The sequence below is a fragment of the Enterobacter cloacae complex sp. HYC033_NIDB genome, assembly GCF_056673335.1.
This window is the reverse complement of sequence record NZ_CP115123.1, coordinates 1,459,755-1,480,239: the sequence shown is the minus strand read 5'-3', so window position 1 is coordinate 1,480,239 and position 20,485 is coordinate 1,459,755. Positions and strand designations below refer to the sequence as shown.

The window sequence follows — 20,485 nt, the reverse complement described above, 5'->3', positions numbered from 1 at the left end:
TGCCTCTTGTACTCATTAGCGAGTACAGCATAACACAACCCGCGCCGATCAGTAACGTCTCTGCCACTCGGCATCGCTCATCAGGGTATCTTTCTGCCCCATGAAGTAGCGATAGTAGGCGTCATAAGCCAGCACATTCTTCACATAGCCGCGCGTTTCCGAGAACGGAATGCTCTCGACAAACGCCACGGCGTCGATGCGCCCTGCGCTGTTGCCAAGCCATGTCCGCACGCGGCCAGGCCCGGCGTTGTACGCCGCTGACGCGAAGATACGGTTATTACCGAACTGCTGATAGACGTACTGCAAGTAGCTGGTACCGATGTTGATGTTAGTCTCCGGATCCAGCAGCTGGGACGGGCTGCTGTAGCCTGGAATATTAAACATCTTCACCGTGTGCGTCGCGGTACCCGGCATAATCTGCATCAGGCCGCTGGCACCCACCGGAGAACGCACTTTCGGGTTCCAGGCGCTCTCCTGACGGGCAATGGCCATCGCGTAGCTTTGCGGAATATCTTTGCCGCTGGTGTAGCGATCGAACAGATCCTTATAAGCCAGCGGGAAACGCTCTTCGAGATGATCCCACAGTTTGCCGGCGATCGTCGCCTGCACGCTCAGATCCCACCAGCGATTATCAAATGCATAGCGGGCAAGCTGCGCTTTCTCATCGGTGGTACGGCTGGTGACCAGATTCGCCCATTCGCTGCGCGCGGTATTATCCAGATTCCAGTACATCAGCTCGCGCACGCGCGCCATTTCCGGCCCCTGCGTCAGCGCCGGGTTCGCGTTGGCTGGCGCTTTGTCGATCTTCAGGGTGTACTCCTCGCCCAGACGCTGCGCCGCCGCCATCGGGTAGAATCCACGCTGCTGCATCAGGGAGTGGAGGATCTCTTTGGCTTCATCTTCACGACCACGTTCCAGCAGCATGTCCGCCTGCCAGTAACGCCATTCATCTTTCTCTTTGGCATCCATCGGCAGACGCGCCAGCCAGGTATTGAGGCCACGACGATCGCCCGTTCCCAGCGCCATGCGCACGCGACGCTCCACCAGCGAGACAGAGTTTGAACGCATCACCGCATCATCACGCCAGCGCGCCTGTTCGTCGGTGACATCTGTTCCCATCAGTCGCCATGCCACAATATCGCGCAGCTCCTGGGTTTGATCGTCATTAAGCTGCTGGGCCTGCACCAGCTGCGGGATCATCAGCCGGGCGTTTTCCACATCATCGCGCGCCACGCTGGCAAAGGCCACCGCCGCCATCTGGCGGGTAAAATCGGTCGCGCCGGTGGTACGCGCAAACGTCAGCACGGTATTGGGATCGTTTGCCAGACTGATAACGGCCGACGCAATAGTCTGATAATCTGCGGGCATCTGGCCCGCCAGCACAGTGACCAGCCGGGTGTTTCCGGCCTTCATCGCCAGGCGAATACGTTCCAGGTAAGAGAGCGGATCCTGCTTGCCCGAGGCGCGCCAGGCGCTGAACAGCGGGTCACAGGCGTTTGGCTGGCTTTTGCCCGTCAGCCACAGCTCTTTCGCGCCGGTCCAGGCTTCCTCCTGCTGACCGGTCGCCCATTTCGCATAATAGTAATTACACTGCGCTTCCGTCGCGCCCGGTTTATCCGGGCTGAAGGCCAGCAGGCCGCGCCAGTCTTCGCGACGGGCCAGCTCGTTCACAAACCGGGACTTCAGGGTGCGCGCAGGCGGCAGGGTCGGGTTCGCCTGAATGAAGTTATTCACGGTGACGGTCGGTTGATTCATGAGATCGTCCGTGATCTGACGATACTCAAGATACGGATACAGCGGATAATCCTTCAGCGTCGGCATCAGCGCCTGCACGGTATCCATCTGCTTGTTGTCCCATGCCTGTTTAATCTGGGCATAGCGGTTACGTTGTTCATCCAGTGAATCGGCATGCACCGCCTGGCTTACCGCCATTACGCATACGCTGGCAGCCAGCAGACGCCAGACCACCCGTTTGGCTTTTTCCACAAGCTCTTCCTCATTGTTTTTCGTCAGTTGCAGCGTCTTGCCACGTCAAAGTTACATCAACTTATGCTAACCAGGCATCCCACAACGCGCCACGTCATGGACACTTTTTTACCTTTCTTGCGCGTTTTAACACTCCCGACGTTCCTGGCTGGGATTAGGGCGTGAAAAAGGCTACACTTCGAGGCTGAAATTCATTCTCATCACGATAAAAGAGGCGAAGTCCAACGTGGCTCAATTCGTTTATACCATGCATCGTGTCGGCAAAGTTGTCCCGCCGAAACGTCATATTCTTAAAAATATCTCGCTGAGCTTCTTCCCGGGCGCAAAAATCGGTGTTCTGGGTCTCAACGGTGCCGGTAAGTCCACCCTGCTGCGCATCATGGCCGGCATCGATACAGACATCGAAGGTGAAGCCCGTCCGCAGCCTGGCATTAAGATCGGCTACCTGCCGCAGGAACCCCAGCTGAACCCGGAACACACCGTGCGTGAATCCGTTGAAGAAGCGGTATCCGAGGTGGTTAACGCCCTGAAAGGTCTGGATGAAGTGTATGCCAAATACGCCGAGCCGGATGCGGACTTCGACAAGCTTGCTGCACAACAGGGCAAGTATGAAGAGATTATCCAGGCGCACGACGGTCACAACCTGAACGTGCAGCTGGAGCGCGCGGCTGATGCCCTGCGTCTGCCAGACTGGGATGCGAAAATCGCTAACCTGTCCGGTGGTGAACGCCGCCGCGTGGCGCTGTGCCGCCTGCTGCTGGAAAAACCAGACATGCTGCTGCTCGACGAACCTACCAACCACCTGGATGCGGAATCCGTGGCGTGGCTGGAGCGCTTCCTGCACGACTTCGAAGGCACCGTGGTGGCGATTACCCACGACCGTTACTTCCTCGACAACGTTGCGGGCTGGATCCTGGAGCTGGACCGCGGCGAAGGTATTCCGTGGGAAGGCAACTACTCCTCCTGGCTGGAGCAGAAAGATCAGCGTCTGGCGCAGGAAGCATCTCAGGAAGCGGCGCGTCGTAAGTCTATCGAGAAAGAGCTGGAGTGGGTGCGTCAGGGCGCGAAAGGCCGTCAGTCCAAGGGCAAAGCCCGTCTGGCACGCTTCGAAGAGCTGAATAACACTGAATACCAGAAACGTAACGAAACCAACGAACTGTTTATTCCACCTGGCGCACGTCTGGGGGATAAAGTGGTTGAAGTGACCAACCTGCGTAAGTCCTACGGCGACCGTCTGCTGATCGACGACCTGACCTTCTCCGTGCCGAAAGGCGCTATCGTTGGCATCATCGGTCCGAACGGCGCAGGTAAATCGACCCTGTTCCGCATGATGTCCGGTCAGGAACAGCCTGACAGCGGCTCTATCACCCTGGGTGAAACCGTGAAGCTGGCTTCCGTGGACCAGTTCCGCGACGCAATGGATAACAGCAAAACCGTGTGGGAAGAGGTTTCCGGCGGTCTGGATATCATGCGTATCGGCAACACCGAGATGCCAAGCCGCGCTTACGTTGGCCGCTTTAACTTTAAGGGCACTGACCAGGGCAAACGCGTGGGCGAGCTGTCCGGCGGTGAGCGCGGTCGTCTGCACCTGGCAAAACTGCTCCAGGTTGGCGGCAACGTTCTGCTGCTTGATGAACCTACCAACGACCTGGACATCGAAACCCTGCGCGCGCTGGAAAACGCCCTGCTGGAGTTCCCGGGCTGCGCGATGGTTATCTCGCACGACCGCTGGTTCCTGGACCGCATCGCAACCCACATCCTGGACTACCAGGACGAAGGTAAAGTGGAGTTCTTCGAAGGTAACTTCACCGAATACGAAGAGTACAAGAAACGCACGCTGGGCGCAGACGCGCTGGAGCCGAAGCGTATTAAGTACAAGCGTATTGCGAAATAAAAGCAAAACGGCAACTTCGGTTGCCGTTTTTTATGTTTGTACCCTCTCCCCGTGGGAGAGGGCCAGGGTGAGGGCATCAGGCCGCACAGTGTGTAGGCCGGGTAAGGCGAAGCCGCCACCCGGCTTTTTTATTTGCCCACGTAATACCGCTTCACCTCATCAAACTGCATCGCAAAGTCGATATAGCTCATCAGCGCAGGCGAATTGAGCTTACGGCTCGGGTAGGCCAGCCAGAGATCGTTTCCCTCAACGCTCCACGCCGGCAGCACCTTCACCAGCGCGCCCTTTTCGATCTTATCTTCCAGCAGGAATGCGGGTAACAGCGTGATCCCCGCCCCGGCAATGGCGCATTCCCGGGCGTACACCAGGTTATCCGTCATGTGGGCGTTATCCGGCAGGTAGCGGTAATCCTCACTCTCGCTTCGCAGAAGCCACTCCGACCATGCCCGGTGCGTAATGCAGCGGTGCTCCACCAGCTGTCGGGGATGGATTAACGGCGCCCGACGCGCCAGGTAGTCGGGCGAGGCCAGCATGTAGCGAGGACAGTGCCCAATCATGCGGCCAATCAGGGAAGAATCCTGCGGTTTGCCGGTGCGCAGCGCCACGTCAAAGCCAGACTCGACCAGATCCACCACGTCGTCTGAGATCGACACATCCAGCGACACGTCCGGATAGCGAAGCTGGAACTCGGCATTCATATGCGCCAGCAGCGTCGCGCCAATTCCCGCCGGACAGGTGATCCGCAGCCGCCCGCTGGGGTTTTCGCGCAGCCGCTGAATGGCATACTCCGCGCGCTCGCTGGCCGCCAGCATTTCACGACAGTGCACCAGATAGTGTTCGCCCGCAAACGTCAGGCTTATTCTGCGCGTGGTGCGATTCAACAGACGGATCCCCACCTGTTGCTCCAGCTGGCTAATCCGCTGGCTGACGCTGGATTTCGGCAGTTCCGCCTTCTGCGCCGCCGCGGTAAAGCTGCCCATCTCGGCCACCAGCGCAAACAGCGCCATATCCTGAAGCTGTTTAAACATGATTGTTCACCCTGTACGAACGCTGAGTTCTGGATTGTCCATCTTATCATGCAGCTGACCACTTAATAGACTAGCCTCAACAAAACGCATGCCATTGAGGAGCACACCATGTCAGTGAAAGCCATTGCCGTTAACCCGGAAAATCCGTCCACCTTCGTTGAAATCACTCCGCCGATGCCGCAGCCCGGTGAACACGATCTGCTGGTGGAGGTAAAAGCCGTCTCCGTAAACCCGGTGGACACCAAGGTACATGCAGGCATTGCCAAAAGCGGACTGAAGGAGCCGCGCATTCTCGGGTGGGATGCCAGCGGTATCGTACAAGCCGTTGGGGCTGGCGTCACCGGATTCAAACCGGGTGACGAAGTGTGGTACGCGGGGGATATCACCCGTCCGGGCAGTAATACCACGCACCAGCTGATCGATGCGCGCATTGTCGGGCACAAGCCTGCAAGCCTTGACTGGGCCGCCGCGGCTGCATTGCCGCTGACGGCGCTCACCGCGTGGGAAGGCCTGTTTGAACGGCTGAAGATTCAGGATGCCGACGCAGATAAAACGCTGCTGATAATTGGCGGCGCGGGTGGAGTCGGATCGCTGGCGATCCCGTTTGCGAAGCACAACAGCAAGGTGAAGATCGTCGCAACCGCTTCACGAGAAGATTCCGCCCGGTGGTGTCGCGATCGCGGGGCTGACATTGTCGTAAATTACCGCGACCTGAAGGGTGAACTGGCGAAACAGGGGCTCACCTTTGTGGATTACATTTTTATCCTCAACGATACCGACGGGCACTGGGATGCGGTCAGCGATCTGATTGCCCCTCAGGGACACATTTGTTCCATCGTTGAAAACGCGCATCCGCTGAACCAGGACAAGCTGAAGTCCAAATCTGCCGCCCTGCACTGGGAATTTATGTACACCCGTAGCATGTACCAGACCACGGATATGGCGCGTCAGGGTGAGATTTTAGATGAGGTGGCGAAGCTGGTGGATAACGGCGTGGTGGAAAGCTCGCTCAGCGAAACGCTGCACGGGCTAAGCGTGGAAAGCATTACCGAAGCGCACCGCAGGGTGCTGGAGGGGCATATGCGTGGGAAGGTGGTGGTTGAGTATTGAGTGGACTGATTCCCTCACCCCGGCCCTCTCCCAAAGGGAGAGGGCGATTAAAGCCCCCTCTCCTGGTGGGAGAGGGGAAGTTATTAACCCTGCTCCCCCATCATCTCCTTCACCAGCTCGACGCAGCGCAGGAAGCGGGAGTCGTAGTCCGACTCTTCCACATGTACAAACGCAACGTTGTTCTCGTTAAGCATCTCTACCAGCATGGTCTGGAACTCCCGCCTGTCCACCGAGCTGCCCAGGCTGCGCATGCCGTCGGCCACCCACGGGGTGTTGTTTTCCAGCAGGATCACCAGGTCAAAGCGGTATTCGTCAATCAGCGCCTGCACAAACGGGTGCTCGCGCCCTTCGTACTTTTTGCAGAACGCCTGCGTGGTGACGAAATCGGTATCAATAAAGGCAACTTTATTGGCGTATTTCACCGCGAAATCAATGTACTGGGCATGACCGAGCGCGATTTTATCGTAGTCGGAATACTGCAACGCCATCTCGTCGCCGCCAAGGTGTGAGAAGACGTAATCGCGGCCATACTCCCACGCACTGGTGGTATTGAAGATGTTAGCCAGCTTATTTACCAGCGTCGATTTCCCGCTCGACTCGCCGCCGAGGATCGCCACCGTACGCACGAAGAACGGCTTCACCTCGGTCGGGATGTAGTCCCAGTAACGGAACGGGTTCTCGCGGATCTGCGCCCCACTGATGTTCATGAAGGTGCGTTTAGGATCGATCAGCACCGTCTCGATGCCCAGATGCTCGCGGAACTGCGGCGCGTCGGACTCTTCAGAGGTGTAGATCCAGTTAGGCGCAATGCCCTTCTCTTCCATAAACGCTTTGATGCCGTTGCTCCACACGTCCCAGCCGTGCGGATAGGGCTCCATGCCCTCTTCGTTAAAGGCATGAATACGAATATTTTTCTGATATTTAAAGGTCTGAAGTAGCCAGCGCAGGCGGTCCGGCACGGTGGGCTGCTGCGACATGGCGCTGTCTTCAAACAGCTGGCGATCGCGGGTTTCATCATAACCCATGATGATATGCAGCTCGTCGACCTGGCTACAGGCGCGCTGGATCAGATAGATATGCCCGGTATGCAGCGGGTAGAACTTACCGAACACCACGCCAATGTTCTTTTGCATCCGCGGAAATTCAAGCCCCAGAAAACGGTGCAGCGCTTCCAGCTTCTGCGCGCTGGGGCTTTTGATTTTGGCGTTCAGCAGTTGGCTCAGGTAGCCCTTGGTCATGCCGCTGGCGTCCGCCACCTGCTGCAACGTGCAGCCCTTCTGGCGGATAGCGGTCTTGATGTAGTCAAATGATGACATAAATTACGGTGCCTCCTGCAAAATCGAATACGTAATTATAAGTCGTCAAAGACATTTAACGCATCTGCAAGTTTTTTAACGCCAAAAACCTGCATCCCTTCCGGAATTTTTTTCGGCACGTTGGCGGCCGGAACAATCGCGCGGCGGAAGCCATGTTTTGCCGCTTCGGAGATACGCTCCTGACCGCTCGGCACCGGGCGGATCTCGCCGGCCAGCCCTACCTCACCAAATACCACCAGATCCTGCGGCAACGGTCTGTCGCGCAGGCTGGAGACCATTGCCAGCAGCAGCGCCAGGTCCGCGCTGGTTTCCGTAACCTTCACCCCACCAACCACGTTGACGAACACATCCTGATCCGCCATTTGCAGACCGCCGTGACGGTGCAGCACCGCCAGCAGGATCGCCAGGCGGTTCTGTTCCAGACCGACCGCCACGCGCCGCGGGTTGCCCATCATCGATTGATCCACCAGCGCCTGAATTTCAACCAGCAGCGGACGCGTCCCCTCCCACAGCACCATCACCGAACTACCGGACGTGATCTCGTCGCCACGGCTCAGGAAGATGGCCGACGGGTTGCTGACTTCGCGCAGCCCCTGCTCAGTCATGGCAAACACGCCCAGCTCATTCACCGCGCCGAAGCGGTTTTTGTGGCTGCGCAGGGTACGGAAGCGGGAGTCCGCATCGCCGTCGAGCATCACCGAGCAGTCGATACAGTGCTCAAGCACCTTCGGCCCCGCCAGCGAGCCGTCTTTGGTGACGTGGCCGACCATCACAATCGCCACGCCGCGCGTTTTGGCAAAGCGCGTTAAATACGCAGCCGTTTCACGCACCTGCGCCACGCTCCCCGGTGACGACTGAATGTCAGCCATATGCATCACCTGAATGGAGTCGATCACCATCAGCTTCGGCTGCTCTTCTTCGGCGATCATGCAGATCTGCTCGATGCTGGTTTCCGACAGCATATTCAGATTGCCGGTCGGCAGGCCGAGGCGGTGCGCGCGCATCGCCACCTGCTGGAGTGACTCTTCCCCCGTGACGTACAGGGTTTTCATCTGTTCGGCGAGCTTGCAGAGCGTTTGCAGCAGCAGGGTCGATTTACCCGCGCCCGGGTTACCGCCGATCAGAATGGCGCTGCCCGGCACTACGCCACCACCGAGCACGCGGTCAAATTCTTTGAATCCGGTTGAGAAGCGCGGCAGCGCCTCAAGGCTGATATCTGAAAGTTTTTGTACCTTCGACACGCCTGCATTGCCCGCATAGCCGCTCAGCCGTTCATTGCGGGCCACGCTCGGCGAAGCCGCCACACCACGCACTTCGGTGATGGTGTTCCAGGCATGACAGGCGCTGCATTGCCCCTGCCAGCGCGGATAATCCGCACCACATTCATTACAGACAAATGCGCGTTTTGGAGCTTTCGCCACGGTTTACCTCGTTATTTCTGTGCGGTCTGCGCGCCGGGTGGCGCTGACGCTTACCCGGCCAACAAAAGCAGGCCGCTATTTTTGATTAATGCTGCCGGAGAGAATGCAGAACACCCCCATCAGATCAGCATGACGGATAGTAACTTCCGTCTTTTCATTCACTTTCGGCTTGGCATGGTAGGCAATACCCAGCCCGGCAACTTTGATCATCGGCAGATCGTTCGCGCCATCGCCGATGGCGACGGTCTGCTCGACCGGAATGTCATATTTCTCCGCCAGACGCGTCAGCGTATTGGCTTTGTACTGCGCATCCACGATGTCGCCGATGACCTGTCCGGTGAGTTTGCCGTCCATGATCTCCAGCTCGTTTGCCACCACGGTGGTCAGACGCAGCTTGTCACGCAGGTAGTCGGCAAAGAAGGTGAACCCGCCGGAGGCAATCGCCACTTTCCAGCCGAGCGTCTCCAGCTTGAGCACCAGCTGCGTCAGCCCCGGCATCAGGGGCAGTTCATCGCGCACCTGACGCAAAATGTTAGCATCGGCCCCCTTCAGGGTCGCCACGCGCTGTCTCAGGCTGGCGGTGAAATCCAGCTCGCCGCGCATCGCGCGCTCGGTAACTTCCGCCACCAGCTCGCCGCTACCCGCCAGTTTAGCGATCTCGTCAATACATTCGATCTGAATGGCGGTGGAGTCCATGTCCATTACCAGCAGGCCGGGCGTTTTCAGGTGCGGAATTTTGCCGAGCGGGGCAACGTCCAGCCCGGCGTCGTGCGCCAGACGCGTGGCGCGCTGCGTCAGGGAACCCGCCAGGCGAATGACCTGATAATCTTCCACGCACCAGGCCGCAACGATGACCATCGCTGCGCCCAGTTTGGTTTGATACTGAGTGAGGCGTTGCTTATCCAGGCCGCGTCCGTACAGCAGCCAGCCGCTACGGCCAGCGTGGTAATCGAGAGGCATCACCTCATCGCCACTTAAAGAGAGCGGCAATCCTGGCCATAAAGAGACATCCGTTGGCAGGTCGCACCAGGTAATGTTCGGCATTGAAGCTCCTGTAATTTCGTTCGCGCCGGAAGGTTCCAGAGGGAAAATAACGCATGAGGCTACCCTGTAACCATCACTTCTGGCAACATTAAGCCGTAAATTTTAAGCAGGTGGAATATGGCTCGCGCAAAACTGAAATTCCGGCTTCATCGCGCCGTGATTGTCCTGATCTGTCTCGCACTATTAGTGGCGCTGATGCAGGGGGCATCCTGGTTTAGCCAGAATCACCAACGACAGCGTAACCCGCAGTTTGAGGAACTGGCCCGGACGCTGGCGCGCCAGGTGACGCTCAACGTTGCGCCGTCTATGCGCACCGAAACGCCGGATGATAAGCGAATAGCCCAGGTATTGCGCCAGCTTACGGAAAACAGCCGCATTCTGGATGCAGGCGTGTACGATGAACAGGGCGACCTGATTGCCCGCGCGGGTGAGCATGTCGACGTGCGCGACAGGCTGGCGCTGGATGGCAAAAAAGCCGGTGGTTATTTCAACCAACAAATCGTCGAACCCATTCAGGGCAAGAATGGTCCGCTCGGCTATTTACGTCTGACACTCGACACCCACACCCTGCCAACCGAAGCCAAACAGGTGGATAACACCACCAATATTTTGCGCCTGATGCTGCTGCTCTCGCTGGCGATTGGCGTGGTACTGGCACGTACGTTGCTCCAGGGCAAGCGCACCCGCTGGCAGCAGTCGCCGTTCCTGTTAACCGCCAGCAAGTCGGTTCCCGAAGAGGAAGAGAGCGAGAAGAAAGAATAGTGATAAAGTAGGCGGATGATTCGGAAAAGGAACTCTGCCATGTCGACGTTACGCCTGCTAATCTCTGACTCTTACGATCCCTGGTTTAACCTGGCGGTGGAAGAGTGCATCTTCCGCCAGATGCCTGCCACCCAGCGCGTCCTGTTTCTCTGGCGCAACGCCGATACGGTCGTTATTGGTCGCGCGCAAAATCCGTGGAAAGAGTGTAACACCCGCCGTATGGAAGAGGACAACGTCCGCCTGGCGCGCCGCAGCAGCGGCGGCGGTGCGGTGTTTCACGATCTGGGCAACACCTGCTTTACCTTTATGGCGGGCAAGCCGGAATACGACAAAACCATCTCGACCTCCATTGTGCTTAACGCGCTCAATTCACTCGGCGTGACGGCTGAAGCCTCGGGACGTAACGATCTGGTCGTGAAAACGCCTGAAGGCGACCGGAAAGTGTCAGGCTCAGCCTACCGCGAAACGATGGATCGCGGATTCCACCACGGCACACTATTGCTGAATGCCGATCTGAGCCGTCTGGCAAACTATCTGAACCCGGACAAGAAAAAGCTCCAGGCCAAAGGCATTACCTCCGTGCGCGGTCGCGTGGCGAATCTGGTGGAGCTCCTGCCGGGGATTACCCATGAGCGCATTTGCGATGCGATCCGCGAGGCCTTTTTCAGGCATTACGGTGAACGCGTAGAAGCCGAGGTGATTTCTCCGGATAAAACCCCGGATCTGCCAAACTTCGCGGAAACCTTCGCCCGCCAGAGCAGCTGGGAGTGGAATTTCGGTCAGGCACCGGCGTTTTCACACCTGCTGGATGAGCGATTTACCTGGGGCGGCGTTGAGCTGCACTTTGACGTCGAGAAAGGCCATATCTCTCGTACCCAGGTATTTACGGATAGTCTTAATCCGGCACCGTTAGAAGCGCTGGCTGCACGTTTGCAGGGCTGTCTCTATCGGGCAGATATGCTGCAACAGGAGTGTGACGCGTTACGTGTTGATTTTCCGGAACAGGAACAAGAGTTGCGGGAGTTATCGGCGTGGATTGCGCAGGCAGTACGCTAATAAAAAAGCCCGCTGGCGCTCTGCTTAGCGGGCCTGGAAAACCGCTGGCCGGGTCAGGCGAAGCCGCCACCCGGCACAACAGGTATTACTCTTTATCGCCGAGCAGAACGGATTCCAGCGCGATTTTGATCATGTCGTTGAAGGTGGTCTGACGCTCGGCAGCGGTAGTCTGCTCGTGGGTACGGATGTGGTCAGATACGGTGCAGATGGTCAGCGCTTTCGCACCGAATTCAGCCGCCACGCCGTAGATACCGGCCGCTTCCATTTCCACGCCCAGAATGCCGTATTTTTCCATCACGTCGAACATGTCGCCTTCTGGCGAGTAGAACAGATCGGCAGAGAACAGGTTGCCCACGCGCGCGTCAACGCCCAGCGCTTTTGCCGCGTCAACCGCGTTACGCACCATGTCAAAGTCAGCGATGGCCGCAAAGTCATGATCTTTAAAGCGAATGCGGTTGACTTTAGAGTCGGTGCACGCGCCCATGCCGATCACCACGTCACGCAGCTTAACGTCCATGCGCACTGCGCCGCAGGAGCCGACACGGATGATTTTCTTCACGCCGAAATCGGTGATCAGCTCTTTGGTGTAGATGGAGCAAGATGGGATACCCATGCCGTGACCCATCACGGAGATTTTGCGGCCTTTATAGGTGCCAGTGAAGCCCAGCATGCCGCGCACGTTGTTCACTTCACGCACGTCTTCGAGGAAGGTTTCTGCAATGTGCTTCGCGCGCAGCGGGTCGCCCGGCATCAATACGACGTCAGCGAAATCACCCATTTCTGCATTAATGTGAGGAGTTGCCATCTTCAGTTCCTTTTACATTGTTGTTTTTGCCGGGTGGCGGCTACGCCTTACCCGGCCTACATTCTGTTCTCCCTCTCCCTTTGGGAGAGGGCCGGGGTGAGGGCATCAGGCCGCACCCAATCCGTTTAGAACATAGCCTTGCCATATTCCATGTCAGACGTACCAAAGTATTTCGCAATCGTCTGGCCGATGTCCGCGAAGGTCTCACGGTGACCCAGCGAGCCCGGTTTGACTTTCGGGCCGTACACCAGCACCGGAATGTGCTCACGGGTGTGGTCGGTACCGGTCCAGGTCGGGTCACAGCCATGGTCAGCGGTCAGGATCAGAATGTCATCTTCCCCCACCAGCTCCATCAGCTCTGGCAGACGGCGGTCAAACAGCTCCAGACCCGCAGCATACCCGGCGACGTCGCGACGGTGGCCCCAGGAGGAGTCGAAGTCCACGAAGTTGGTGAAGACAATGGTCTTATCGCCCGCTTCTTTCATCTCTTTGATGGTGGCGTCGAACAGCGCATCCAGACCGGTCGCTTTGACCTTTTTGGTAATGCCGCAGTTGGCGTAAATGTCCGCGATTTTACCCACGGAAACCACGTGGCCGTCTTTCTCGTCGACGAGTTTTTGCAGCACGGTCGGCGCCGGTGGCTCCACGGCCAGATCGTGACGGTTGCCGGTACGCTGGAAGTTACCCGCTTTGTCGCCGATAAACGGACGCGCGATAACGCGGCCAATGTTGTAGCCGCCTTCGGTCAGCTCTTCACGGGCGATCTCGCACAGCTCGTACAGTTTATCCAGGCCAAACGTCTCTTCATGGCAGGCGATCTGGAACACGGAGTCAGCAGAGGTATAGAAAATCGGCTTGCCGGTTTTCATATGCTCTTCGCCGAGCTGATCCAGAATCACGGTACCGGAAGAGTGGCAGTTGCCGAGGTAGCCCGGCAGGTTGGCGCGCTTCACCAGCTTATCGAGCAGCTCCTGCGGGAAGCTGTTCTCGTGATCGGAGAAGTAGCCCCAGTCAAACAGCACCGGCACGCCGGCGATTTCCCAGTGGCCGGACGGAGTATCTTTCCCGGAAGAGAGCTCGTGCGCCCACGCGTAGGCGCCCACCACTTCCGCGTTACCGTCCATACCGGCTGCGATCTTACCGGTAGAGCCTTCATGCGCTTTTACCAGCCCCAGACGGGTCAGGTTTGGCAGGTTCAGAGGGCCTTTACGACCGTTGTCCGCTTCGCCTTTTGCACAGGCTTCCGCGATGTGACCCAGGGTATCGGAACCCACGTCACCAAATCGTTCTGCATCTTCGGTTGCGCCGATGCCGAATGAGTCCAGCACCATAATAAATGCACGTTTCATAATTGTTCTCCGTACTTAGTGCTTCATAAAAATGCGATCAGATCAGTATACCGCTATTCAGTGATACGACGATAGACCGTCGGTGTGGTTTCCGGTGCTTTATCGTCAAGAGATATTGCCGCCTTCACCGCTTTCGCCGCGTCCTGCCAGCTGGCTTCATCTTTAGCGTGGATCACCGCCAGCGGACGTTGGCCGTCAACGCTGTCGCCCAGACGGGCCATATCGGTAAAGCCGACGCTGTAATCAATGGTGTCCGATGCCTGACGACGACCGCCGCCCATAGACACAACAGCCATGCCGAGCGCGCGGGTATCCATAGCCGAGACAAAGCCTTCGCTGTCCGCATAGACCGCTTTGCTGAGCATCGCGGTGGGCAGGTATTTCGCGTAGTTTTCCACGAAGTCGGTCGGGCCTTTCTGCGCCGCCACCATCCGACCAAAGATCTCCGCCGCTTTGCCGTTGTCCAGCACCGCCTGAAGCTTCGCGCGGGCTTCCGCGTCGTCTTTGGCCAGCTTGCCGGAGATTAACATCTCAACGCACAGCGCCATGGTGACATCGAACAGGCGCGGGTTACGGTATTCGCCTGTGAGGAACTGCACGGCCTCACGGACTTCAACCGCGTTACCGGCGCTGGAGGCCAGCACCTGGTTCATGTCCGTCAGCAGTGCAGTGGTGCGCACGCCCGCGCCGTTGGAGACGCCAACGATCGCTTCGGCCAGCGCCTCAGAGAGTTCATAGGTTGGCATAAACGCGCCGCTGCCCACTTTCACATCCATCACCAGCGCATCCAGACCTTCCGCCAGTTTTTTGGCAAGGATAGAGGCGGTGATCAGCGGGATGGAGTCTACGGTCGCGGTAATGTCACGCGTCGCGTAGAAACGCTTGTCAGCCGGAGCAAGAGAGCTGGTCTGGCCGATAATCGCCACGCCAACGTCTTTAATAATGTCGCGGAAGCGGTTGTCATCCGGGAAGATATCGAAGCCCGGAATGGCTTCCAGTTTGTCGAGCGTACCGCCGGTATGACCCAGGCCGCGCCCGGAAATCATCGGGATGTAACCGCCACAGGCCGCCACCATTGGGCCGAGCATCAGAGACGTCACGTCGCCCACGCCGCCGGTGGAGTGTTTGTCCACAATCGGGCCGTTAAGGTTGAGGCTTTTCCAGTCCAGAACGGTTCCTGAATCTCGCATCGCCATGGTCAGCGACACGCGCTCAGGCATCGACATATCGTGGAAGAAAATGGTCATCGCCAGAGCCGCAATCTGCCCTTCAGAGATGGCGTTATCACGAATGCCATTGATAAAAAAGCGGATTTCTTCGTCGCTTAATGCATGACCATCACGTTTTTTACGAATAATTTCTTGTGCGAGAAACACGGTAACCTCCATGCGGAATCGGGTGAATGGCGGCGGATATGTTGACCCGCCCTACGATCCTGTAGGCCGGGTTAGCGTAGCGTCACCCGGCAATTCAACTTAGTAGCTGCTTGCGCTCTTACCGTCACCGTGACCCAGCGCTTTCAGCAAGCTGGCCAGCAGGCTGGACGCGCCGAAGCGGTAGTGGCGGGAATCAGCCCAGTCGGCGCCGAACAGCTCGTCGGCAATCGCCAGGAACTGCTGCGCGTCTTCCGCGGTACGCACGCCGCCCGCCGGTTTGAAGCCAACGGTTTTGGACACGCCCATATCACGGATGACTTCCATCATGATGCGTGCGCTTTCCGGAGTAGCGTTGACCGGCACTTTACCGGTAGAGGTTTTAATGAAATCCGCGCCCGCTTTGATGGAGATTTCAGACGCCTTACGAATCAGCGCCTCTTCTTTCAGCTCGCCGGTTTCGATGATCACTTTAAGCAGCACGTTTGCCGCCGCACACGCGTCTTTACAGGCTTTCACCAAGTCAAAACCGACCTGCTCGTTGCCGGCGATCAGCGCGCGGTACGGGAATACCACGTCAACTTCGTCTGCGCCGTACGCAATCGCCGCGCGGGTTTCTGCCAGCGCGATCTCGATATCGTCATTGCCGTGCGGGAAGTTAGTTACGGTGGCAATGCGCACGTCCGGCGTGCCCTGCTCTTTCAGCGTTTTACGGGCAATCGGGATGAAGCGCGGATAGATACAGACGGCGGCGGTGTTACCCACTGGCGTTTTCGCCTGATGGCACAGGGCGATGACTTTTTCATTGGTGTCGTCATCGTTCAGGGTGGTCAGGTCCATCAGTTTCAACGCGCGCAGGCTGCTTGCAGTTAAATCGGTCATAACATTCTCCAACGGCAGTGCCGTATAAATTTTACCTTGCGGGTCTGTGAGTATTCTAACATTCACCCGCATCCACACTTCGACATTCATCACAGTTAATGAAAACTGTGTGCAAATTTGCATTACTGTAATGAGATCTTCTTCAAATTTTAGTGCGTTAATTGCTGACTAAATCGGCGATATCCCCGTTCTGATCAAAAGCGCCACCAGGCTGGCTTCCTACAATTCGTTCACCATCCGCAGAACAACCAAGGAAGTGAACATGCCCGACGCCCTGCAACAACGTTGCCAGCACATTGTGACCAGCCCGGTGTTAACCCCGGAACAAAAACGTCATTTTCTGGCGCTGGAAGCGGAGAACAATCTGCCCTATCCCGCTCTGCCAGAGGCGGCCCGCGCCGCGCTGGACGAGGGATTCATCTGCGACATGTTCGAAGGCCATGCGCCTTACAAACCGCGCTACGTGCTGCCGGACTACGCTAAATTTCTGGCTAACGGATCAGAATGGCTGGAGCTGGAAGGGGCGAAAGATCTGGATGATGCCCTCTCGCTGCTCACTATCCTTTATCACCATGTTCCGTCCGTCACATCGATGCCGGTCTATCTGGGCCAGCTCGATGAAATACTCAGCCCCTATGTTAAAATTCTAACACAGGATGAAATCGATAGCCGAATAAAACGTTTCTGGCGTTACCTGGACAGAACCCTGCCCGATGCGTTTATGCATGCCAATATCGGCCCGGCGGATACGCCTGTCACCCGAGCCATCCTTCGCGCGGATGCCGAACTGAAGCAGGTTGCGCCGAACCTGACCTTTATCTACGACCCGGATGTAACCCCCAGCGATCTGCTGCTGAGCGTGGCGGAAAACATTTGTGAATGTAGTAAACCGCATATTTCTAATGGCCCGGTGAATGATAAAATTTTCACAAAAGGTCGCTATGGCGTGGTGAGCTGTTACAACTCCCTGCCGCTGGCGGGCGGCGGCAGCACGCTGGTGCGCCTTAACCTGAAAGCGATCGCGGAACACAGCCGCTCACCGGAAGACTTTTTCACCCGTACCCTTCCCCACTACTGCCAGCAACAAATCGCGATCATCAATGCGCGCTGCGATTTTCTATATGAACAATCCGGTTTCTTTGAGAATAGCTTCCTGGTGAAAGAGGGGCTGATTGATGCCGATCGCTTTGTGCCGATGTTTGGCATGTACGGTCTGGCCGAAGCGGTGAATGTGCTGTGCGAGAAAGCAGGCATTACGGGACGTTACGGTAAGAACGAACAGGCCAATGCGCTGGGCTACCGCATCAGTGAACAGCTTGCGGCGTTTGTTGAAAACACGCCGGTGAAACACGGCTGGCAGCACCGCGCGATGCTGCATGCCCAGTCTGGGATCAGTTCCGATTCTGGCACCACGCCGGGCGCACGTCTGCCGTACGGCGACGAACCGGACCCTGTCAGCCACCTGCTGGCCGTGGCGCCGCATCATAAACACTATCATTCGGGGATCAGCGATATTCTCACCCTGGAGGAAACGGTTAAACGCAATCCTCAGGCTGTGGTGCAGCTGTGCCTGGGGGCGTTCAACGCCGGTATGCGTGAGTTCACCGCGAATGTAGCCGGAAACGACCTGGTGCGCGTCACCGGGTATATGGTGCGGCTCTCCGATCTGGAGAAATACCGGGAGGCCGGCTCGCGCACCAACACCACCTGGCTCGGCGAGGAGGCCGCGCGCAATACCCGTATTCTGGAACGTCAGCCGCGCGTGATAAGCCATGAACAGCAGATGCGCTTTAGTTAGTCAGGTCATACCCTTCTCCTGCGTGGACGGGCCGGGCAGCCGCCTGGCGTTGTTCCTCCAGGGCTGTAACCTGCGCTGCAAAACCTGCCACAACCCGTGGACGATAGGGCGCTGCAACGACTGCGGCGACTGTGTTCCCCACTGTCCTCATGATGCGCTGGCAATTCAGGCCGGGCGCGTCTGGTGGCAGGAGAGTCACTGTCAGCAGTGCGACACCTGTCTGCACCTGTGTCAGCAGCAGGCGACGCCGATGGCGCAGCGCTATAGCGTCGAGGAGATCCTCTCCCGGGTTCGCACGTCCGCGCCGTTTATTGAGGGCGTGACCGTCAGCGGGGGTGAGGCCACCACGCAGCTGCCGTTTTTGGTTGCGCTGTTCACCGCGATCAAAGCCGATCCGTCCCTGCGCCATCTGACGTGCCTGGTGGACAGCAACGGCCTGTTAAGCGAAACCGGCTGGCAAAAGCTGTTACCGGTGTTTGACGGCGCGATGGTGGATCTGAAAGCCTGGGGCAATGAACATCACCGTTTTCTGACCGGGCGCGAAAACACGCAGATCAAGCAGAGCATCCGCTGGCTGGCCGATCGTCATCGCCTGACGGAGCTGCGCCTGCTGGTGATCCCCGCTCGGTGTGATTATCTGCACCATCTGCCATCGCTGACCGCTTTTATCCACGCGTTGGGGAACGTTCCTGTGCGGATCAACGCGTTTCATGCTCATGGGGTTTACGGGGAGGCGGCGCGATGGCGGAGCGCCACGCCGGAGGACATCGAGCCGCTGGCGCAGGCCCTGGAACGGCAGCAGATCACGGTGATCCGCCCGGCCCTTTATTTATAGCGTGATGCCGAAGACCGCGCGGGTGTTTTCCAGCAGCGCTCTGGCAATCACATCTTCAGGCTCCTGACGCAGCTCACACAGCACATCAAAAACGCGCGCCGCCTGCTCCGGGCGGTTGGGCTGGCCCTGAAAACCATTCAGCGGCATGTCAGGCGCATCCGTTTCCAGCAGGAGCGAGGTCAGCGGGAGCTGCGCCATCACATCACGGGTTTTGCTGGCACGCGGATAGGTAATGGTGCCACCGACGCCAATCTTATAGCCCAGCTCAATAAAACGCTGCGCCTGCTGAAGGCTTCCAGCGAAACCATGGACCACGCCCCTGCGCGGCACGTCGATACGCTTCAGGTGCATCGCCAGTTTGTCATGGGTACGTCTGGAGTGGAGGATCACCGGCAGATCGTGGCGCTTTGCCAGCCGGAGCTGCGCATCCAGGATCGTCTGCTGGCGCTCAAACTGCGGATCTTCACGATAGAGATCGAGGCCGATCTCACCGATGGCAACCAGCTTCGTATCCGCATTTTGCAGCGTGGCATCCAGCCTGTCGAGATGGTCATCAAAATGGTGCTCAATAACGATCGGATGCAGACCCAGCGCGGCATACAGCGCATCGTGCTCCCGGGCAAGCGCCAGAACTTTGTCGAATCTCGCCGCTTCAATAGCGGGCACAATAATGGCTCTCACACCGGCCTCAGCCGCGCGCGCAATACTTGATGTTTCCTCCCCGCTAAACGGCGGGAAATCAAAGTGGCAATGGGTATCGATAAAGCAGTGCGTCACGCCAGATCCTCGTTATCGAGTAAGCCATCGTTGGCCTGCGGCGCGTCCACCAGCGGCATCGCCACCGCGTCATTGGCCACAACGGCAGGCGGCAAAATGATGCTTTTATGCCGATGAAGAGGCGGTTGCTCCGCCAGCATTTTCCCGACGGTCGCCAGGAAGTAACGCCCGCACAGCCGCCCCGTTTTGTAATCCATACGCAACGCAGGCAGCCGACTGCCCAGCGCCATGCTCAACAGCGGCTTAGGCGGATAAATTTCAAAGATGCGCAGCTTGCCCGGTGGTTTTTCAATAAAACGCTGCATCGCGCCGTAGGTGGTTTCATGCTGCTTCGCGATATTCACCAGCGGTTGCAGGCTGCTGTCGCCCAGCCAGCGTTCCATCCGCTTAAACCACTGTGGGGTGTAATACATCTGCGAAGGCACCGTGCGGATCACCACAATGGTTTTTGCCCCGCGCCGCGCCGCCTCCTGTACCGGCACCGCGTCGCTGATACCGCCGTCAAGATAGCTTATCCCCTCCAGCAGGGCGCCGGTGCGGTAGAATCCCGGGATCGCGCTGGACGCGCGGATGATATCCAGCCAGTTCTCTTTCTGCGGCGAAAAGTAACCCGGCGAATAGTCATCGCCACGGCTGGCGCACATCCAGAACTCTTTGCCGGTATCGAACAGACGTGACGCGGTATCCATGGCCAGCGGCATCTGGCTGGAGGTAGCATCCAGTAACCAGTCGAGATCGATCAGGTTCCCGCCGCGTACGAAGCGTACCGGATTGAAGAATTCTTTGGAGGTGGTGTAGCGCATAATCACTTTGCGCGCATAGCCGGGCTGGTTGCAGACATAGGCGGAGAGGTTCTGCGCCCCGGCAGAGGTACCGAAATAGAGATCGAACGGGTTGAATTGTGCGCGCATAAATTCGTCAAGCACGCCAGCAGTGAAAATACCGCGCTGCCCTCCCCCTTCACAGACCAGCGCAAGCTGGCCTGCATGAAACGGTTTTAACGTCAGCGGCGCAATATTGCCGAGCGTAACGGGAATTCGTTGCCCCAC

General features: G+C 57.9%; 17 protein-coding genes. 6 read left to right on the top strand and 11 right to left on the bottom strand.

The features are described 5' to 3' along the window. Positions 1 to 48 precede the first annotated feature (48 nt). Entirely contained in the window at positions 49 to 1,986 is a 1,938-nt protein-coding gene (gene sltY / locus O1721_RS07015) for a murein transglycosylase (protein WP_017694548.1), read from the bottom strand. A 226-nt stretch (positions 1,987 to 2,212) separates the two neighbouring features. Between sltY and ettA the strand changes: the two genes are divergently transcribed. Further along, a complete protein-coding gene (ettA, locus tag O1721_RS07010) occupies positions 2,213 to 3,880 on the top strand; it encodes an energy-dependent translational throttle protein EttA (protein WP_006810191.1) in 1,668 nt (555 codons plus the stop codon). A 128-nt stretch (positions 3,881 to 4,008) separates the two neighbouring features. Here ettA and O1721_RS07005 read toward each other — a convergent pair whose 3' ends face one another. Then, complete coding sequence (locus O1721_RS07005; RefSeq protein ID WP_032647182.1) at positions 4,009 to 4,908, bottom strand: LysR family transcriptional regulator; 900 nt, start codon at positions 4,906 to 4,908, stop codon at positions 4,009 to 4,011. A gap of 108 nt (positions 4,909 to 5,016) precedes the next feature. On the opposite strand from O1721_RS07005, the gene O1721_RS07000 reads away from it, so the two are divergent. Further along, entirely contained in the window at positions 5,017 to 6,018 is a 1,002-nt protein-coding gene (locus O1721_RS07000) for a zinc-binding alcohol dehydrogenase family protein (RefSeq protein ID WP_032647180.1), read from the top strand. Positions 6,019 to 6,101: 83 nt separating this feature from the next. Here the strand turns inward: O1721_RS07000 and nadR are convergent, their stop codons facing one another. The 3 genes from nadR to serB form a co-directional block, all read right to left on the bottom strand. Then, on the bottom strand, positions 6,102 to 7,334 hold the full coding sequence (gene nadR, locus O1721_RS06995) for a multifunctional transcriptional regulator/nicotinamide-nucleotide adenylyltransferase/ribosylnicotinamide kinase NadR (protein ID WP_032647177.1): 1,233 nt from the start codon (positions 7,332 to 7,334) through the stop codon (positions 6,102 to 6,104). Positions 7,335 to 7,369: 35 nt separating this feature from the next. Beyond that, positions 7,370 to 8,755, bottom strand: coding sequence for a DNA repair protein RadA (radA, locus tag O1721_RS06990; protein WP_017383829.1), 1,386 nt, complete (start codon positions 8,753 to 8,755; stop codon positions 7,370 to 7,372). 75 nt (positions 8,756 to 8,830) lie between these two features. Further along, positions 8,831 to 9,799: a phosphoserine phosphatase gene (serB, locus tag O1721_RS06985; protein WP_032647175.1), complete on the bottom strand. Its 969-nt coding sequence runs from the start codon at positions 9,797 to 9,799 to the stop codon at positions 8,831 to 8,833. A 117-nt stretch (positions 9,800 to 9,916) separates the two neighbouring features. Between serB and O1721_RS06980 the strand changes: the two genes are divergently transcribed. After that, positions 9,917 to 10,561: a YtjB family periplasmic protein gene (locus O1721_RS06980; RefSeq protein WP_015572615.1), complete on the top strand. Its 645-nt coding sequence runs from the start codon at positions 9,917 to 9,919 to the stop codon at positions 10,559 to 10,561. Between the two features lie 39 nt (positions 10,562 to 10,600). Beyond that, positions 10,601 to 11,617 carry a lipoate--protein ligase gene (gene lplA / locus O1721_RS06975; protein ID WP_015572614.1) on the top strand — a complete coding sequence of 339 codons (1,017 nt, stop codon included), beginning with the start codon at positions 10,601 to 10,603 and terminating at the stop codon, positions 11,615 to 11,617. Positions 11,618 to 11,702: 85 nt separating this feature from the next. Here the strand turns inward: lplA and deoD are convergent, their stop codons facing one another. The 4 genes from deoD to deoC all read right to left on the bottom strand — a co-directional run bounded on the left by deoD (position 11,703) and on the right by deoC (position 16,026). After that, positions 11,703 to 12,422 carry a purine-nucleoside phosphorylase gene (gene deoD / locus O1721_RS06970; protein ID WP_003856538.1) on the bottom strand — a complete coding sequence of 240 codons (720 nt, stop codon included), beginning with the start codon at positions 12,420 to 12,422 and terminating at the stop codon, positions 11,703 to 11,705. 125 nt (positions 12,423 to 12,547) lie between these two features. Continuing rightward, a complete protein-coding gene (deoB, locus tag O1721_RS06965) occupies positions 12,548 to 13,771 on the bottom strand; it encodes a phosphopentomutase (RefSeq protein WP_003856540.1) in 1,224 nt (407 codons plus the stop codon). Between the two features lie 53 nt (positions 13,772 to 13,824). After that, positions 13,825 to 15,147 (bottom strand): thymidine phosphorylase, encoded by a 1,323-nt coding sequence (gene deoA / locus O1721_RS06960; RefSeq protein ID WP_032647172.1) that lies wholly within the window; start codon positions 15,145 to 15,147, stop codon positions 13,825 to 13,827. A 99-nt stretch (positions 15,148 to 15,246) separates the two neighbouring features. Beyond that, positions 15,247 to 16,026, bottom strand: coding sequence for a deoxyribose-phosphate aldolase (gene deoC / locus O1721_RS06955; RefSeq protein ID WP_003856543.1), 780 nt, complete (start codon positions 16,024 to 16,026; stop codon positions 15,247 to 15,249). Between the two features lie 262 nt (positions 16,027 to 16,288). On the opposite strand from deoC, the gene O1721_RS06950 reads away from it, so the two are divergent. Then, positions 16,289 to 17,824, top strand: a complete 1,536-nt coding sequence (locus tag O1721_RS06950) for a YjjI family glycine radical enzyme (protein WP_023303053.1) — start codon at positions 16,289 to 16,291, stop codon at positions 17,822 to 17,824. Beyond that, a complete protein-coding gene (locus O1721_RS06945) occupies positions 17,799 to 18,659 on the top strand; it encodes a YjjW family glycine radical enzyme activase (RefSeq protein ID WP_017694551.1) in 861 nt (286 codons plus the stop codon). Before O1721_RS06950 ends, O1721_RS06945 begins: the two co-directional genes overlap by 26 nt. Here the strand turns inward: O1721_RS06945 and O1721_RS06940 are convergent. Together O1721_RS06940 and O1721_RS06935 are read right to left on the bottom strand one after the other, a co-directional pair. Further along, positions 18,654 to 19,436 (bottom strand): TatD family hydrolase, encoded by a 783-nt coding sequence (locus tag O1721_RS06940; RefSeq protein WP_032103052.1) that lies wholly within the window; start codon positions 19,434 to 19,436, stop codon positions 18,654 to 18,656. The genes O1721_RS06945 and O1721_RS06940 overlap by 6 nt on opposite strands. After that, the gene (locus O1721_RS06935) at positions 19,433 to 20,485 is read right to left on the bottom strand and encodes a patatin-like phospholipase family protein (RefSeq protein WP_003856550.1); all 1,053 of its coding nucleotides are present in this window, start codon (positions 20,483 to 20,485) and stop codon (positions 19,433 to 19,435) included. The genes O1721_RS06940 and O1721_RS06935 overlap by 4 nt, the downstream gene beginning before the upstream one ends.